Below are 16,917 nucleotides of genomic sequence, written 5' to 3'. Positions count from 1 at the left end.
GCGTGACAGCGCCGCGGGCGCTGCGCTGTCACGAAGGTGCCGCTCGTGCTTATCCCAAGTTGCCTAAGTACGGGCGGCGAGTGCTCACTGTCGCATAGCGGTCGCGCAGTTTCTGCGGACCGGTACACCCGGCCCTGCTCGCCTCATGGCTCGCGGCGGCCGCGCGGCGCTATTCCTGTTCGAGCAGGCTGAGCAGGTATTGGCCGTAGCCCGACTTCACCAGTGGCGCAGCACGCTCCCGCAGCTCGTCATCGCTGAGGAAGCCCATACGCCAGGCGACTTCCTCCGGGCTTCCCACCTTCAGCCCCTGGCGCGCCTCCACGGTACGCACGAAACCGGTGGCATCCGCCAGGGAATCGAAAGTGCCCGTATCCAGCCAGGCGGTGCCGCGTGGCAGTACCTCAACCTGCAGCTTCCCCGCCTCTAGATACACGCGGTTGACGTCAGTGATTTCGTACTCGCCGCGTGCCGACGGTTTGAGATCGCGCGCGATCTGCACCACGTCATTGTCGTAGAAGTACAGCCCGGGTACCGCGTAATTCGACTTTGGACGCGCGGGCTTCTCCTCGATGGAGAGGGCGGTGAAGTTCTCGTCGAATTCGACAACGCCGTAGGCGCGTGGATCGCTGACATGGTAGGCGAAGACAGCGCCGCCGTCGGGATCGACGTGACGGCGCAGCCGTGTTCCCATGCCGGGACCGTAGAAGATGTTGTCGCCCAGTACCAACCCCGCCGGCTGATCACCTATGAAGTCGGCGCCGATAACGAAGGCCTGGGCCAGGCCGTTAGGAACCTCCTGCACGGCGAAGGAGATATTGATACCGAATTGCGAGCCATCGCGCAGCAGCCGATGGAAAGCGGGAGCATCCTCCGGCGTGGTAATCACCAGAATGTCCTGAATTCCGGCAAGCATCAGGGTGGACATGGGGTAGTACACCATCGGCTTGTCGTATACGGGTACCAGCTGTTTTGAGGTGCCCAGGGTAATCGGATTGAGTCGAGTGCCGGACCCGCCGGCTAGAATAATTCCGCGCATGTGGCTATTCTTCCCTATATTCGCGGCGGACGTGCGATCTTCGCGCCCTCTATTTGTGCAATATCCCGCGGGTCTTTCGCCTGTGAGTCGCTTTCCACGACGACGAGGCTGCCGCGCCCGAGCTGCCAGGCTGCCGCGGCCAGTGCCTGACGCGGGGTGGGGGAGATCAGCAGCAGACGGGAGTCGTTCTTCTTTTCAGAGTCGACGAGACCTTGGTTGGTACCACGATCAGCGGCGGGTCGCTTGGCCATGGCGATATTTCGCCGAGTGGCCGGATTCGCCTCCTCCCGACGTTCGTCTCCGTCGGTAGCATGTGCGGCGGCCGCTTCCGGAACCAGGGCGCCGCGCCCGTGCCAGGCTGCGAAATTGGATGCTTCGTGTAGCGAGCTATCCAGCAGCTGATCGGGCGCGCCGAGTACTTCCGCGCTGGCATCATGTACCGCAGGTGGCAGGGGCGGTCCGCTCCAGGCAAACGCCAGTGGAGCCAGATCAAGAGCGAGAACTTCGGCGCCAGGGATAAGCTCGGGCTGCACAGAGACGTTTTCCGCCCCGCCGGTTCCCGCGCCCGACGGCCCGGCGGAAAGAACGGCGAGGCCTGTCGGCTCGGGAGGTGGCGAAGTCGGCGGCCGTTGCGGTGTTGCGGTAACCAAGGCGACGGCGGGTGCATCGTTGTCGGTCAGCTGCACCACTGCTCCCGCCAGGAAGGCACCGAGCCCCCACAGCACTTGTTTCCAGTGCGCGGGAAGGTCTAAGCGAACCGTCTCACCCGGCGCGACCCAGATGTCATCCGCCAGATAACCGACGATTTTCGCCAGATGATTGGAAGCGACCTTGCCGGACAACTCGGTACGGCCATCTCTCCCATACCAGGTCAAGGCGGGGCGGGTACCGAGGCCAAGCAGCCGCGTGTACACCCCGAGCGCGCTGGCCATGCGGGCGGTCTCGCCGGACGCGTTGGTGCTCAGCGGCCGGGGTGCGCCCGCCGGGACGATGTCAGGCACGGTTCGCACTTTCCCCTTCGCCTGCATGTAGGTCGGGGCGACCGAGCACATCGAGGCAGAAGTTCGCGGCGTCCAGCGTGGCAGCGGCGGCGAAATTTGGCGCCAGTGCGAGATTACGCCGATACAACGGTCCGTCGTCGTCGCAGCCCAGGTAGAACCCTCCTGCACGTTGGACTAACAGAATGCCGGCGGCTACATCCCACGGGTGCGTGCCCCGGTTGAAGGTCGCCAGGAAGTGACCGGCTGCCACCTCGGCTAAGGCAAGCGCCGTGGAACCGCAGCGACGAGTGGAACGCGCAGTTCCAACCAGTCGGGTGAAGTCGGCCGCCGCTTGCTGCTTGTCGGGAACGCGCGGCGAGGGGAACTCGGTGGCCACCACCCCTTCATTTAATGGTGCGCGTCGTACGGCGAGACGTTGCCCATTGCGAAAGGCACCCGAATCATCCGCTCGGTAGAGAATCCCGAGCGTCGGCTGGTAAATTACCGCCGCAATGAGCTCGCCACCGCGAGCGGCAGCGATTGAGACACACCAGTGATCGAAGCCGGTGGCGAAGTTCGATGTGCCGTCGATGGGATCGACGTACCACACGACGTCGTCGTCGGTGGCCGTGCGGGCCCGACCATCGCGGTCGAGCAAGCCGTCCTCCTCCTCGCCCCGGATCAGAGAACCGGGTGCACCGGAGAACAGCGTGGCGCAGAGACGCCGCTGCGATTCCTTATCGTGTACGGTGACCACGTCGTGAAAATCGAGTTTCAGGTCAATACGGCCGGGATCGAGGAATGCATCGGTTAGGTAGGGGCCGACGTTGCGGGCGGCCTCCTCTGCAAGGTCCGCCAATTCAGCTGCGGTTTCACTCATGCCTCCATCTTCCCACGTTCTTTCGGTGAGAGCCCCGGCGCTGGCCTCTGTTGGGCCGAGACGCGCAGGCATGTTCTTGTGTGAGGGCGGGCGGAGATGGTGGCGGGTGCTATCGGAGGGAGAGATTCCCGCGCGAGCCGTGATCGCAACGGGCATAAAGATCACGTAAAGTGGATTAGATCACACTTTAGCTTTGCGCTGACTGAAAATCTCCCTGTAAAGCGGTGCAAACTGTTTCCATCGGGTATGGCAAGGGGCCGAGAAATGGGAGCAGAATTGGCTTTCCTCTTGACTTTTTGGGGATAACACGGGTGTAATTTAGGTCAGACTTGATCAAACGCACTGAGGAGGTCAGCGTGCGTATTGTCGGCGACAGCGCCCCGTTGAGTATCCGCTCGGGCAAAGCGGAACTCACCGAGGACGCACAGGCGATGATGGTGGGCATCTTCGATCTGGGCTACGGGAAAGATGCCGGAGAAGAGCTGCACTGGCAGGAATTCGCCCTGTGTGCTCAGACGGATCCCGATATTTTCTTCCCGGAGAAGGGCGGTTCCACGGCTCCCGCCACGAGCGTGTGCTCCGCATGCGCCGTGCAGAGCGAGTGCCTTGAATACGCTATCTCGCACGATATCCGGCACGGCATCTGGGGTGGAATGTCAGATAATGACCGGCGTCGCATTTCGCGGGAACGCCGCCGCGCTCGCCGGGGTGCCTGACATTTGAGTTCCGAGGCTCCAGCATTACGGGGGGACGTTCTCGGTGTTCTGGTCACCCGGGACGATAATCCACGTCTGGCGCGAGTGCTCGCCAGCCTTGCCGCTCAAGAGCTACGCCCCGCCCGGCTTATCATCGTCGTACCCGGCGGAGCCACCGATAATGTGCGAGAGCTTGTTTCGGCGCATGCAGAGGAACTCCCGGTGGAAATCCGGGCATGCGACGAGCACGCGCCGAACTTCGCCACGGCCATCAGCGGCTCTCTGGACGGCGACGAGCCCTGGATCTGGTTCTTACATGACGACGCTGCCCCGGAGCCGGAATGCCTCGACGCGCAACTGCGGCTAGGCGAATCGAGTGCCAAAATCGCGGCGGTGGGCACAAAACAGGTGGGATGGGACAACTCGCGCGATCTGCTCGAAGTGGGAATCCTTGCGACGCGCACCGCACGCCGAGTACCGGAAATCGAGGATGACGAGCTCGACCAGGGGCAATTCGATAAGCGCCAGGATGTTCTTGGTGTAGGCACGGTCGCCATGCTGCTGCGGCGAGCGGCGTACGAGGAAGTCGGGGGGCTGGACCCGGCGCTCGGCCCTTTCGGTGACGGCTTAGAACTATCGCGGCGGTTATGGGTCGGCGGATGGCGCGTGGCGGTCGAGCCACTCGCTACCGTGGCGCACGCGCGCGAAACGCTGGGAGAAGACGCCCGCTCCTCCTTCGGCCGACGGCGTGGCGCACAGTTGTACAACGCACTATTGGCAGCGCCGCGGTTTCTCGCGCCTTTGCTTTTTGTGTTCTACCTTCTCTTCGCCCTGCCGCGCTCACTCGCCCGTCTGGTTACGAAGGAAACGGCGCTGGCACGCGGCGAGCTCTACGCGGCGTGGTTTCTACTCGCCCACACGCGGACAGTAATCCGCGGCCGGTCGCACGTCCGCAGCATTCGGAAAGTGTCGGACTCCGTGCTGCATTCCCTGGAGTCAACCCCGCGTGATGTGCGCCGCGCCCGCCGGGAAGCACGACGTGCGCGGGTGGAGGCAGTAGCGATGGCCACACTGCCGGACCCGCTGGCGTTACGCGAACAGGCGGTCTGGCGCCGCACCACCCGCGTGTGTGTGCTGGTCTCTTTCCTCTTCGCACTGGCGGCCTCGCTTATTGGGCAGTTGCCGCTACTTTCCGACGGCGTACTCACCGGCGGTGCTCTTCTTCCGGACACATGGGGTCCGGGTGAGTTGATCTCCGCGGCTCGCACTCCCTGGCTGCCAGCGGGGGATGGCTACGCGGTTCCGGTTGACACTTTTTGGATTCTCCTCACGCCTCTCGTGTGGCTGACCTCCTCGCTTGGAGCGGCGGCAACGGGATTACTGTTCGTGGCGATGCCCGCGGCGGCGTTGGCAGCGTTCTGGGCCGCTGGTGTGCTGACGCATTCACCGCAGATCCGTCTCCTTGCCGCATTGGGCTGGGCGTTCGCACCGCCGCTGTTATCCGCGTTGAGCTACGGTCAGGTGGCAGCAGCGACCTGGCATATGCTCCTGCCCATTGCCTTTGCCGCCAGTGTCGCCGCGCGGCGCGCACGGTCTGCCTCTGCCCTTGGACTCGCTTCACTGAGCTTCGGGATTATGGCTACCGCTGCGCCGATCACACTGCCACTGTGCATCGGGGTCACCGTCTGGGGCATGCTGGGTAGCCGCGGTGCCCGTAAACGCTGGTTGTGGCTGCCCATCCCGGCACTTACCGCCCTGCTGCCCGCACTGATCGCTGCCGCCCGCGGCAGCGAAGGGTGGCGCCTTTTCTTCTCTTTGCCCGGTGCCCCGATAGATGTACAGCCCACACTTCTCGGCATGCTCACGCTCTCGCCGACAGCACGAATTAACGTGAGTTCTTTCGCAAACGGCACCTGGCATGTGTTGCTGAGCGTGTGCGCCGCAGCTGTTTTCCTGCTCGTTTCGATTCTGGCGCTGTTCCGGCGTCGCAACGCCGGCCGAATTCGCCTGGGGTGGGTTATGGTCGCAGGCGGAATCGCGTGGGCGGCAATCTGCCGCATCGTCCCGGTGGGCGTCGTCACCGATGGCATTGTGACCAGCGAGGTTGAGGCGTGGACCGGAATCGGCCTGTCTGCTGCCGCATTCGGTCTGTGGGTGATCCTCGTCAATGGCGGTGACGGGCTGCGCACAGACCTCTCCACACGTTCCTTCGGCGCCCATCAGCTGGTGGCACTCGCGGCGCTGATCCTTGTGGCCGCCGCGCCGCTTGCCGCGATGGCGAGCTGGGCGGGCCCGGCATTGCAGGGAAAGAACACCGTTTTGGGCCCCGCCGCTCGGTCAATTCCCGCCGTCGCGTCGAGCGAGCAACAGTCGGAGAATCGCAGCCGCGTCCTCGTCCTGACTCCCCACGACGACGGCCTGCACGCAGCACTATGGCGCGGAGCGGGAACCGAACTTCACGAAGCTGCGATGGGAGCCGGGCTTGAGGATCTCGCACGGTTGCATGCAGCGGCACGCGGAGATTCCGACGACGCCGCCAACGACGCCCTGATTGCGGCCATCGCCGATATTGGCAGCGGTGCGGAGGTCGCCGACGAGCTGGGCGAGCACGCCATCGCCGTCGTCCTGGTACCTCCGGAGAGCAACACCGTCTCCGAGAAGAACAGGCGGCAGATCGTTTCGCAACTCAACACCGTTCCCGGCCTGGAATACGTTACCGAAAGCGATGTTGGTACCTTCTGGCGCGTCCGGTCGGCAGCCGGGCCTACCGGGAGAGGTGCCGATGTTGCCGCAGCAGCGACGTCGCGTCTACGCGTGCTGGATGATGAGGAGGCCATGGAGGTTCCGGTGGGAGTCCTCAGCGGCTCCGCGCGGATCACAGCAGGAAATGGTCCTCGCATGCTCGTACTGGCGGAGCGAGCCGATGCGGGTTGGCACGCCTATCTGGATGGTGAGGAGCTGCCGGTGGTGGAATCCTCCTGGCAGCAGGCATGGCAGTTACCGGCTTCCGGCGGCAGTGTTTCGGTCATCTATGAACCCTACCTGGGGCAGGTTATGGCCGGGGCGCAATTGGCTGCCCTTCTTATCGCAATCGTGGTCGCAGTGCCGCTGCGCCGTAGGAAGCGAGTGCGCGAATGAACCGAATGCAACGCCTTATCAGCGGTGTCGCCGTACTTGCCGCGGCAGCGGGATCATGTGTGTTGGCGCTGGCGCTGCCGCACAGCGAGCCCATATCGGTGGCCGCCGAACGTGTCGTTTCCTCATCGGAACCGATTACCATCGTGTGTTCGGGGGGATTGAGCCGCACCTTCGAAAATGGACTCGACGTCACGGAAGTCACAGAGGATGTGAGGGTCGAATCGTGGGTCCTCGGCACGAAGGATGGCTTGGAGGGGGCCGCTCCCACCGTCACTTTCTCCGGCAGTGGCGTAGCCGCCGTCGGACCGCTGGCATTTGAGGCATCGAGCGAAGCCCGAGAAGGCGCCGCGACGACGCAGGCCGATGGGAACCCGGAGCAGATCCTGCTGGCCGGAGGAACACTGCATGTCGCGTCCGATGGCGACCTGCGTGGAACGGCGATGAATCCTTGTCAGAGTGCCTCCATGGATCAATGGTTGGTTGGTTCGCAGTCCGGTGTGGGAACCTCTAACGAGATTCTGCTGGCCAACCCCGGACTTACACCGGTGACCGTACGACTGGCTGCCTACGGGTCGGTGGGACGGCTTGACCTGGGATCTTCTTCGCGGGTGACAGTGGATGCGCAGACCGTGCAGCGTGTCTCTCTCGATGGCATCGTAGAAAGTGATAGCCGCATTGCCGTGCATGTGACCACCGATGCGGGAGCGGTAGCGGCATCGATGCAGGAGATCACCCTCGATGGTGCGCGCGCTGCAGGCGTTTCTTTTGTGACTCCCGGGCAGTCGGGAACGGATCTAATCATTCCGGGAATTAACGCCACTGAAGGGCAGACCGCGAACCTCGAGGCGCCGACGCTGCGCATCGTCAATCCGGGGACGCAGGCGGCCACCGTCGATGTCTACACCCGCGACGATGACGAGGAAGAGGAACTGGCCGGTGGACAGGGGCTCACCGTTGCACCGGGCACCGTGCTCGACCTCTCCCTGGCCGGGCTCAGCCCCGGATTCCACAGTCTGCGCCTGCGCTCCTCATCCGAGATCGCCGCTGGAGTCGAGTTGCACAGGCAAAGCGGCGACACTGCCCCGCGCGATATCGCCTGGGCGACGGCGCGCCCCGCGCAGGAGACGGGAGCTGTCGTGACGGGGCCGCTCCATGGCGCTCTGGTTGTCACTCCCACAACGGCGGGAGAGGCGATGGTAACGGCCACACCAATTGCTGCTGACGGTTCCCTCCTCGATGAAATCACCGTCACCGTGCCAGAAGCGAGTACCGCCTCGTTATCCCTGCCGGAGGGTGCCGTGGCGGTGGTGTTCAGAGCCGATGCGCCGATAGCGGCCGCAGCAGTGACGCAAAGCGCGGTCACCGATGGCAACGCCATAGACTGGGTTGCACCCTTCGCGCCGGATTCCCAGGTCATGACGCGCCGGGTCGCCGTTGACTAGCCGCCGGAAGATTGACGTGACAGGGGATTTCGGCGTGCGGGAGGTACGTGCCTACGGTTAGCGCAGGTAGTCGATATCTTCGGGTGCCCGTCCCAAGGCGGAGGCCAATTGCTCGGTGATCACGTCGTGCAGGAATAGACGTGGGTGAGGAGAGCGGGACGCCGCGGCAAGCATGGGAAGCCGGTAAAACACAATTCGCCCGGTGATGCGGGCAGGCCGTTCAAAGGGCAAGTAGCGCGCCAGCGGCACCCCGTGTTCCCAGGGCGCCGGATCCGCCTCCGGTACATCAAGCACTCCGAAGTCAGTGTGATCCATGTCGGAGCCAAGAAAACGGCGATAGGTTGCCAAGTCAAAAGCAATGAAGTCGTCGAACCTATCGGCTCGCGTACGCCACGCGGGTGCTTCGGGCGGCAGAACCGGGCCGCGCAGGCCACGCCCGTGGCGGTCGCGCCGTCGTGCATGGGATCGCTGCGGGATAATACTGCGAGGCATGCCCCAACTCTAGCGTGACAACAGCGCGGTGGTGGGACATGAAGCGCCAACGGTGGTACCTTATGTGCCGTGAGTCATGTGCGTCAGTGTTCCCGTCAAAACTGTCATGAACCGGCAGTGGCAACGATGACATACGGTTACGACGACGCAACCGCCGTGATCGGGCCGCTTTCGCCGGTCGCAGAGCCAGGAGCCTTTGATCTGTGCGCGGATCACGCGCTGTCGGTAACTGTCCCACGCGGCTGGACGATGGTGCGTCTGATGACTGAATTCGAACCGGCACCGCCCTCTGACTCTGATCTGATGGCCTTGGCGGACGCTATTCGGGAGACGTCGCGCCGTGAGGTGCCGCCGCCGGTGCGCGCTCGGCGTGAGGTTAGTCGGCCGGCGGATATCTCCGCCGATCCAGTGCCACGGGCGCGTTTAAGCCTGGTGCCGGAGGCGGACTCGGCCGACGAAGCCGAACAGGAGGGTTAGTCACCGCGGCGCGTGCGATACAGTTTCGGCTGCCGACGGTCCGAATCGCGGCCAGTGAATCCCCAATTTGTCGGCGCGGCATGAGAACATACTTCTATGAGCACTCGCATTCTCGTTGTGGACGACGATCCCGGCATTTCCGAGATGGTGGCCATCCTCCTCGAATCGGAGGGATATGACGTCACGGTGTGCGCGAATGGGCTTCAGGTTCTGCCACTGTTCCGCGCCGAACGTCCCGACCTTGTGCTTTTGGACGTCATGCTGCCCGGCTTGGACGGTGTCGCGGTGTGCGCGCAGCTTCGGGAAGAATCCGACGTGCCAATCATTATGATGAGTGCGCGGACGGACTCGGTTGACGTGATTGCCGGATTGGAAGCCGGTGCTGATGACTACGTCACCAAGCCGTTCGAGAACTCGGTTCTCATCGCGCGGGTGAAGGTGCGGTTACGGCGGCAGGAACCTGAGGCGGAAACATTACGGATTGCAGATCTCACGGTGGATCTGCGGGGGCATCAAGTGCTGCGCGAGGGCAAGGATTTGCACCTGACTCCGCTGGAATTCGATTTGCTTGCCGTGCTGGCGCGGAAGCCCTGGCAGGTGTTCTCCCGCGAAGAACTGCTGGAACAGGTGTGGGGATACCGGCACTCTTCGGCGGATACGCGCCTCGTTAACGTTCATATCCAGCGCTTGCGTGCGAAGGTGGAGAAGGACCCGGATCACCCTGAAGTCGTCTTGACCGTGCGCGGAGTCGGTTACCGTGCGGGGGCCGTTCAGGAGTGAGTCCGCGCCGGTCCGCGCCGTATACGCCCCACCAGCGGCGGAGCTTCGTCGAGGGGCTACGCTCCCGCATCGTCGCGCTCGGCTCATGGTGGATGTCCTCGGTGACGGTACGAGTCGTCTCTCTGGTGATGTTGGCGGGGATCGTTTCGATGGTCGTGGCGGGCAGCGTCATCGTCAGTCAGGTACGCAGCCAACTCTTCGACCGCGCGGTAACCTCCGCCGTGGACCAGTTCGAGGCGGCGCGGGCAAGCGCGCAATCGACTTTCGGCACCACCGTGCTCACAGCCGGGCAGATTGAACAGGCTGCCAATGAGCTAATCATCTCCCAGTACGACCCGGTGCGTTCGATCGTGGGCGCCGCGCTGCTGCGGACGCCGAACCAGGATGAGACCTCCTTCCAGATCGCCGAACCGTCCACGCAGTCATCAACGCAGATCGTCACGCTGATCAGTGCCGAGATGAGGCAGGCGGTACCGGGATCCACGGGCGTGCTCTGGCAATCCGTCGCGCTGCCCAACGATAACGGTTCCACGAGTCCGGGCATCGTTGCGGGAGCGTCCCTCGAGCTTCCCGGCGCCGGACAGTACGAGTTTTACGTGGCCTACTCCCTGGAGAACCAGGAAGAAACGGTGCGGCTGGTCACCGGCATTCTGATGGCCGGTGCGCTGGTGCTCGTTCTTCTTCTGGCGCTGATCACTTGGCTGGTGGTCGGGCTTGTGTTGCATCCGGTCCGCGAAGCCTCCCAGAATGCACGCAAGCTTGCTGACGGTGCCTTCGATGCACGGATGCGCGTGCATGGTGAGGACGAACTGGCGCAGTTGGCGCGCTCCTTCAACCAGATGGCTCAGTCGATTTCGGATCAGTTCACACGCCTGGAAAGGATGTCGAAGGTACAGCAGGACTTCGTATCGGCTGTTTCCCACGAGTTACGCTCGCCGGTGACAACCATCCGCATGGCCGGACAACTAATCTACGACAAACGTGACGAATTGCCGACGGCCTTGCGCCGCAGCGCCGAACTTCAGCACGATCAACTTATCAACCTGGACACCATGCTCTCCGACCTATTGGAGATCTCTCGCTTCGACGCCGGAGCCATGACTCTGGCCACTGAACCCTCCGATCTGGCTGATATCGTGCGGCGTACGATTCGCGCGCAGCTGCCGTTGGCGCAGTCCAATGGCGTCGTGGTATACATGCAGACGCAGGGAGACACCACGGCGCAGATAGAGCCGCGTCGTATCGAACGGATTGTTCGCAATCTGGTGGTAAATGCCCTGGAGCATGCTGAATCCCGGCCGGTGCGCATCCGCGTGGTAGGGGGGTCGACGGCTGTGGCAGTTGAAGTGTCGGACAACGGCATCGGCCTGACTGACGACCAGGTGGCGCATGTCTTCGACCGCTTCTGGCGTGCGGATACGGCGCGGGTCCGCAAATCGGGAGGAACCGGTCTCGGGCTGACGATTGCACGCGAGGATGCGCTGCTGCACGGTGGTCGCCTGCAGTGTGCCGGCGAACTGGGCCTTGGTGCAACCTTCCTACTTGCCGTTCCCCGCGAGGTAGGGCAGACGTGGACCAGCCCGCTCCCGCTGCGCGTGGCTGCGGCGGAGGAGTCGTGGAGTGATGACACGCTATGGGAGCGCATCGGCGACGACGGAACCACGCGTGGAGCAGAGGAGGGGGCGCCGCCCCTGATCCCAGAAATTGGACGTGTGAAACGTGAACTCTCCGAGACGGGCTCGATACGTGTCGTTTCTCGTGAGGCGCAGCGTCCGCGCCCCGATGCAATGTCGGCACCTGAGGCTGCTGCCGGAGAAACGCGGGATGTGATGCCGACCCCGGGGGCAGATCCACATCTCGGGCCGAATCAGTCACATGCTCCCCGTGAAACAGAGCCGCCGGAACCGAAGGTCCCGGAGACGGGAGGTAAGGCATAATGCGTTCGCGAGCTATTGCGCTATTGACCGCCTGCGCGCTTGTTCTGGCGGGCTGCTCGTCACTGCCACGCGCCGGTGAAGTACATGAAGTCAACCCATCCCCGACCGCAGAGGGGGACATCGGGCTCACGGCCCAACCGCCAGGGGAGGGGGACGATCCGGAGAAGATCGTCAGCGGCTTCCTCGTCGCCAGTCGAGCGGGACTCGATGACGACTTCGTTGTCGCCCGCCAGTATCTGATGGATAGCGCCGCCTCCGAATGGAACCCTTTAGCGCAGGTGAGAGTGTATTCGGACAGCCAGAATACGCAGATCTCCACCATTGACAGTGGCGCGATACGGGTCACGGTGGGATCGCTTGGTTCACTGTCCAGCTCCGGCGTCTACACGGAATCGGCGAACGATGCCGTGATAACCACCGACTTCTCGCTGGCGAAGAACGCAGACGGGCAGTGGCGCATCGTCTCTCTGGAAGATGGCATCCTGTTCTCAGAGCACCTTTTTGACCAGCTTTACGTCAAGTCTCCGCTCTACTTCCTTTCTACCGATTCGAGCGCGCTCGTCGCGGATTTGCGGTGGTATCCGCGTAAGACCTTCGCCACCAACGCGGTGGATGGTCTGCTTGCCGGACCCTCGCAGTGGCTTGCCGGAGGTGTGCACACTGCTTTCCCCAGCGGTACGTCGAGGGCAATGGCCGTTGACGTCACTAATGGAGTTGCAACGGTTGATCTCTCCACCGAGGTGCTCGCCGCCAGCGATGCCGAGCAGACACTGCTCGCAACCCAACTTCAGCGTACGTTGACTGCTTCGACGGATATTCAGAGCGTGCAGATCACAGTGGCCGGTGCACCACTCGGCGCGGATGCGAACGCCGATCTTTCCGCGTATCCCTTCGGTTCCTTCAGCCTCTCGGTCCTCGCTGACGGCCTGCCCGCCCAGGTCTCCGGCGGTAGCGCGGTTCCCATGATCGACAACCCGGCGCTTCCGGAAGCTGATCTCAGCGACCTGGCGGTTGGCTATGACGCCGACCAGACGCAATACGCCGCGTTGGCGAACGGGGGGAAGGACCTCATGTGGATCGACACGCGCGGTGCTTTCGCGTATTCGCTCTATTCCGGGGAGTTGCTTATCAGGCCGTCGTTCGATGCCTTCGGCTGGGTGTGGACGGGCGAGACGGCGAACAGTGGCTCCTTGGTCGTTCTGGAGAACGACGGCGCCGTGGCGCAGCTGCAAGCCGGATGGCTTGGTGGGGTCAATGTGCGTGATATCGCGGTTTCACGTGAGGGGACGCGCATCGTCGTCGTGTGCGATGTGGGCGGGGAAGCAACGGTCTATGTCGCATCAATCACTCGCGATGGCCAGGGCGTGCCGACAGCGTTGGGCGATCCTGTGACCGTGGGTCAGCGGCTGGCCGACGTCACGGAACTGGCGTGGATAGGGCCCGTTACTCTCGTAGTTTTGGGCAAAACGGCCGCAGGTTCGGAGACCAGCCTGTATTCGGTGGAGATCGGCGGACCGATGAGCCGTATCGCCGCGCCGTACACCGGCACCATTCGATTGACGGCGGGCCGCGATGAATCGTCAATCACCGTACTGACTGACAAGGGTAATGCGTACGGGTATGACGGTGGTAGCTGGCGCTCGATTGCTACCGAGGTGTCCGCGGTGGCGTACCCCGGCTAGCGGGGCGGTGGACGGCTCGCCCAGGAAACGCCACTCAAAGGCTCGGACGCACCCAGGCAAGCGGGGTTGTGGATTTCCGGCGCACTTGGTCCGGTGCTCGTGCGACGCTCTCTGTATGGAGATCACAAGTATTCCCCTCTCCCGAGCGGCGGCGGGGGTACTCCGGGTCTTCGCGGACCTCGGGGACCTCATCTTTCCTCGTTCCTGTGCGGGATGTGGAGCGTGGGATACCGTGCTGTGTGGGGAGTGTACGCGAGAACTATGCGGGCAATGGCAGGATGTCGCCGCTCGGACTCCTTACCTTCAGTACATCAGACCGGCCGACTGCGCGGTGCGCGGTCTCCTGTGGCCCGGAGATCCCGTACCGTTGTTTGCGGTGTGGAGCCTGGGGGAGTACACGGGCACGCGGCGCCGGGTGATTATCAGTTGGAAGAACGCGATTAATCGGGACCTCACGCGCGCTATTGGTGCCATGATCCGGCACTGCACACTTCGGCTGGCGCAGATGATGGCAGATCACTTCCCGGCTATCGATGTGGTGCCGGCGCCCTCGCGGCCACGCCGAAAACGCGATGGTCTTTTCGTGGCCGGGCATATGGCTGCCGCAGTTGTTTCCGGGTTGCGTGATGCAGGCATTGACGCCTGCGTATGTGATGTTCTAGATGCCGGTCAACAGCGAGGGGACGGGCTACTGACCGGGAGACGGCAGAAGACGCGGGGTATCGGCATCGGGAGCGGCGGTCTGCGAGGTGTACCGGTGCTGCTTGTCGACGACGTCGTCACCACCGGGGCGACTCTTGCCGGATGCTGGGAGGCGCTGCGGTACATGCCCGTCGACAGCGGCTGCGACCAGGCTTACGCGGCGCTCGCCGGCGGGCAAAGCGGCCCTGAGCGGGTACCCGCTCAGGGTATGGCCGTTGACGTCATCGGGGCGATAGTCCTAGCCGCCGCTTCGGATCCGCGAGGCCGCGGCGAAGGTGATTCGGTGCTGCGCGCGCCAAGGGCTGCGTATACCGGCGGCGTGGCCTAAGATATGAGCAGGAACACATGTCGGTCCTTTTAGCAGGGACGATGCAGCTCATAAGGAGGTGGTTTATGACGTAGGTGGCACTCGAATCAACGTATGTGACAGTCACCATTTACCACCCGAGGAGGGCATCGTGGAAATCATTGTCAAGGGTCGAAACGCCGAAGTATCTGACCGGTTCCGCGTGCATGTTGAAGAAAAGCTTCAGAAAGTAGAGCAACTCGCCCCTCGCGCGCAGCGAGTCGAGGTAGAGGTTACCCATGAGCCGAACCCGGCTCAGGCGGAAACATCTGAGCGTATTGAGATTACTGTTAGAGACAAAGGGCCGGTGATTCGCGCGGAGGCCTCCGCGTCCGACCGCTACGGCGCCCTGGATCTAGCGATTGGCAAGTTACTGGAGCGCTTGCGCCGTGCACGGGATCGCCGTAAGGATCATCGTCGCCGCGCGGAGGTTAAGCAGCCTCTGACGCTGACCCCCGATGATGTCAACGTCAAGACGCCCGAAGAAGTAGAACCGGAAGCGGCCACCGAACTGGCGGTTCCGACGACGCCTGGCGAGGCAATTGAGACGCAGCTGGGCGACTCTCCCGTCGTCGTACGCCAGAAACTGTACGAGGCGACTCCTATGTCCGTGGATCAAGCACTTTACGAGATGGAGCTCGTCGGCCATCCCTTCTACCTTTTCATTGATGAAGAGACCCGGCAGCCCTGCGCCGTCTACCACCGCCATGGTTGGACCTACGGTGTGATTCGGCTTGACACACGGACGAACTGATATCGCCTCGCCGGTCCCTCGTGGCCGCGGTGAACAGTGAGACCAACGCCTGTGGCGGGTGGACGTAATTCCACCCGCCACAGGCATGTCCATCGGCAGCGGCGAAATGACCGTTGTGCACAACAGCACGTTGGGAGTTAGTACCGGTCACGCTAGGATGGCTAGCGGATTTGTGAGGAAGGGAGCACAGTGGCAGATCGCCGTCTCAATGTGGCTGTTGTCGGGGCAGGACCTGCGGGAATTTACGCCTCGGATATTCTTTCGAAGTCCGATCTTGATGTATCGATTGATCTTTTCGAGCGGCTTCCGGCGCCCTACGGCTTGGTGCGCTACGGGGTTGCTCCGGACCACCCGCGTATCAAGGCCATTATTAACGCCTTGTATAACGTGCTGCAGCGCGGTGATATCCGCCTGCACGGGAACGTGGATATAGGAACGGACGTCACACTCGACGAGCTGCGTGCCTACTACGACGCGGTCATCATCGCGACGGGGGCCAATGCGGACGCGCCACTCGATATTCCGGGAGCCGACTTGCCGGAATGCTACGGCGCCGCGGATTTCGTCTCCTGGTATGACGGTCACCCCGACTATCCGCGCACCTGGCCGCTCGGGGCAAAAGAAGTGGCCGTGATCGGCGTGGGAAATGTCGCATTGGATATCTCGCGCATGCTCGCTAAACATCCCGATGACCTGATGCCAACCGATATTCCGGCAAATGTGGAGGCGGGACTGCGAGAATCTCCGATCACCGATGTGCATATTTTCGGACGGCGTGGACCGGCGCAGGTGAAGTTCACGCCGATGGAGTTGCGTGAACTTGGCATGGTTCATGATGTTGATGTAATCGTCTACCCGGAGGACTTCGAGTATGACGATGGTTCTCAGGCAGCCATCGAAGATTCGAAGATGACCAAGCAAGTCGTCGATCAACTGACCAACTGGGTGTTCCAGGAACCGGAGGATCTTAAGGCCTCCCGGCGTATCCACATCCATATGTTGCAGCAACCGGTCGCCATCCTCGGTACAGACCACGTGGAGGGCGTGCGCATGGAGCGCACGGCGTTGCAGGGAGACGGGTCGGTGCGCGGTACCGGCGAATTCATCGATTATCCGGTGCAGGCCGTCTACCGGGCAATTGGCTATGCCTCTTTGCCGCTGGCCGGGGCGCCCTTCGACCATATTCGGCATATCATCCCGAATTCCGGTGGTCGGGTCATGGACAACGGTGAAACCGTCACCGGCCTCTACGCCACCGGTTGGGTCAAACGCGGACCGGTCGGGCTTATCGGCTCAACCAAGTCGGATGCGCAGGAGACTATTGCGAATCTGCTCGAGGACGCCGCGGCCGATAGACTACATGCCACCGGGCCGGGAACGGGCGCCGAGGGCATGTTCGCGCTGCTTGACGAGCGCGGCGTGCGGTACACGTCCTGGCATGGCTGGGAGCTCCTGGAGGCATACGAGAAGTCACTGGGAGCGCCGCAGGGACGCGAACGCATCAAGGTCGTTGAGCGCGACACTATGACGGCGGTATCGCGCGACGAAGAGCATGACGGCAAACTGTACTGACGGT

14 protein-coding genes are annotated in these 16,917 nt (G+C 62.9%); 10 read left to right on the top strand and 4 right to left on the bottom strand.

What is annotated here, in order from left to right; translation table 11 throughout:
- Positions 1 to 169 precede the first annotated feature (169 nt).
- Genes rfbA through EKN07_RS02560 form a run of 3 tightly spaced genes read right to left on the bottom strand, consistent with a single transcriptional unit; the run spans position 170 to position 2,896 of the window.
- A complete protein-coding gene (rfbA, locus tag EKN07_RS02570) occupies positions 170 to 1,036 on the bottom strand; it encodes a glucose-1-phosphate thymidylyltransferase RfbA (RefSeq protein ID WP_108715188.1) in 867 nt (288 codons plus the stop codon).
- Positions 1,037 to 1,050: 14 nt separating this feature from the next.
- Positions 1,051 to 2,037 (bottom strand): TIGR03089 family protein, encoded by a 987-nt coding sequence (locus tag EKN07_RS02565; RefSeq protein ID WP_108715189.1) that lies wholly within the window; start codon positions 2,035 to 2,037, stop codon positions 1,051 to 1,053.
- A complete protein-coding gene (locus tag EKN07_RS02560; RefSeq protein ID WP_164505440.1) occupies positions 2,030 to 2,896 on the bottom strand; it encodes an inositol monophosphatase family protein in 867 nt (288 codons plus the stop codon). The genes EKN07_RS02565 and EKN07_RS02560 overlap by 8 nt, the downstream gene beginning before the upstream one ends.
- Positions 2,897 to 3,330: 434 nt before the next feature.
- On the opposite strand from EKN07_RS02560, the gene EKN07_RS02555 reads away from it, so the two are divergent.
- From EKN07_RS02555 to EKN07_RS02545, 3 genes are read left to right on the top strand one after another with little or no spacing between them, the layout of a single operon-like run.
- A complete protein-coding gene (locus EKN07_RS02555) occupies positions 3,331 to 3,612 on the top strand; it encodes a WhiB family transcriptional regulator (protein ID WP_108716631.1) in 282 nt (93 codons plus the stop codon).
- A gap of 3 nt (positions 3,613 to 3,615) precedes the next feature.
- A complete protein-coding gene (locus EKN07_RS02550; RefSeq protein ID WP_126145580.1) occupies positions 3,616 to 6,729 on the top strand; it encodes a glycosyltransferase in 3,114 nt (1,037 codons plus the stop codon).
- Positions 6,726 to 8,171 carry a DUF5719 family protein gene (locus tag EKN07_RS02545; RefSeq protein ID WP_126145579.1) on the top strand — a complete coding sequence of 482 codons (1,446 nt, stop codon included), beginning with the start codon at positions 6,726 to 6,728 and terminating at the stop codon, positions 8,169 to 8,171. The genes EKN07_RS02550 and EKN07_RS02545 overlap by 4 nt, the downstream gene beginning before the upstream one ends.
- 57 nt (positions 8,172 to 8,228) lie before the next feature.
- Here the strand turns inward: EKN07_RS02545 and EKN07_RS02540 are convergent, their stop codons facing one another.
- Entirely contained in the window at positions 8,229 to 8,663 is a 435-nt protein-coding gene (locus EKN07_RS02540; protein ID WP_108715193.1) for a metallopeptidase family protein, read from the bottom strand.
- 69 nt (positions 8,664 to 8,732) lie between these two features.
- Here EKN07_RS02540 and EKN07_RS02535 point away from each other — a divergent pair, with 69 nt between their 5' ends.
- From EKN07_RS02535 to EKN07_RS02505, 7 genes are all read left to right on the top strand, one after another.
- The gene (locus tag EKN07_RS02535) at positions 8,733 to 9,140 is read left to right on the top strand and encodes a DUF3499 domain-containing protein (RefSeq protein WP_108715194.1); all 408 of its coding nucleotides are present in this window, start codon (positions 8,733 to 8,735) and stop codon (positions 9,138 to 9,140) included.
- Between the two features lie 96 nt (positions 9,141 to 9,236).
- Positions 9,237 to 9,920 (top strand): MtrAB system response regulator MtrA, encoded by a 684-nt coding sequence (gene mtrA / locus EKN07_RS02530; RefSeq protein WP_108715195.1) that lies wholly within the window; start codon positions 9,237 to 9,239, stop codon positions 9,918 to 9,920.
- Positions 9,917 to 11,857 carry an MtrAB system histidine kinase MtrB gene (gene mtrB, locus EKN07_RS02525; RefSeq protein WP_241228105.1) on the top strand — a complete coding sequence of 647 codons (1,941 nt, stop codon included), beginning with the start codon at positions 9,917 to 9,919 and terminating at the stop codon, positions 11,855 to 11,857. Before mtrA ends, mtrB begins: the two co-directional genes overlap by 4 nt.
- On the top strand, positions 11,857 to 13,539 hold the full coding sequence (locus EKN07_RS02520; protein ID WP_126145578.1) for an LpqB family beta-propeller domain-containing protein: 1,683 nt from the start codon (positions 11,857 to 11,859) through the stop codon (positions 13,537 to 13,539). Before mtrB ends, EKN07_RS02520 begins: the two co-directional genes overlap by 1 nt.
- Positions 13,540 to 13,654: 115 nt before the next feature.
- Complete coding sequence (locus EKN07_RS02515; protein ID WP_126145577.1) at positions 13,655 to 14,569, top strand: hypothetical protein; 915 nt, start codon at positions 13,655 to 13,657, stop codon at positions 14,567 to 14,569.
- A gap of 130 nt (positions 14,570 to 14,699) precedes the next feature.
- On the top strand, positions 14,700 to 15,341 hold the full coding sequence (gene raiA / locus EKN07_RS02510) for a ribosome-associated translation inhibitor RaiA (protein WP_108715201.1): 642 nt from the start codon (positions 14,700 to 14,702) through the stop codon (positions 15,339 to 15,341).
- A gap of 189 nt (positions 15,342 to 15,530) precedes the next feature.
- Positions 15,531 to 16,913: an FAD-dependent oxidoreductase gene (locus EKN07_RS02505; protein ID WP_126145576.1), complete on the top strand. Its 1,383-nt coding sequence runs from the start codon at positions 15,531 to 15,533 to the stop codon at positions 16,911 to 16,913.
- Positions 16,914 to 16,917: the final 4 nt, after the last annotated feature.

The sequence above is a fragment of the Actinobaculum sp. 352 genome (assembly GCF_003957265.1).
GTDB lineage: Bacteria > Actinomycetota > Actinomycetes > Actinomycetales > Actinomycetaceae > Asp313.
Note: the sequence above shows the minus strand (reverse complement) of the source record. Positions and strands in the feature narration are given on the sequence as shown.